Raw genomic sequence first — 391 nt, 5'->3', positions numbered from 1 at the left:
GTGCCAACAGCGATATCGTGAAAAGTAAACAGTGGCTGTCTACGCTGGACAATAAAACCAGCCATGACTGCATTATTCGTGACCTGCTGCGCTACACACTGGATAACAAACCGGTCGGGCATAAGGTGCCTTACCTACAGGGACCTGGGAAGATTCACTTCTGCTGTCGTTCTACTGAAACCCTGATTCTCAAGTCCTGGCGCGAACTCGGCATTGATATTGATGAGATGGACGAGGGCACTCGTGCCAGCATGGATGGACAGGTACCAGCTAAAACCACGTATCTGGAATGGCTCGCGCGTCAGCCCGCTCAAAGACAGGACCAAGTGTTAGGCGCCGAGCGCGGCCGTCTGTTTCGAGCCGGTGAAATCAACCTGGCTGATATGTTTAC

Annotated in this window: 1 protein-coding gene; it reads left to right on the top strand. The window is 52.7% G+C overall.

Annotated elements, in window-relative coordinates; all coding sequences use genetic code 11:
* Positions 1-391, top strand: a 391-nt coding sequence (locus tag EN749_RS37400) for a hypothetical protein (RefSeq protein ID WP_210214787.1), incomplete at both ends; no start/stop codon positions are given.

This window comes from Mesorhizobium sp. M7A.F.Ca.ET.027.02.1.1 (assembly GCF_004022985.1).
Lineage (GTDB): Bacteria > Pseudomonadota > Alphaproteobacteria > Rhizobiales > Rhizobiaceae > Mesorhizobium.
This window is presented reverse-complemented; position numbering and strand designations above follow the sequence as displayed.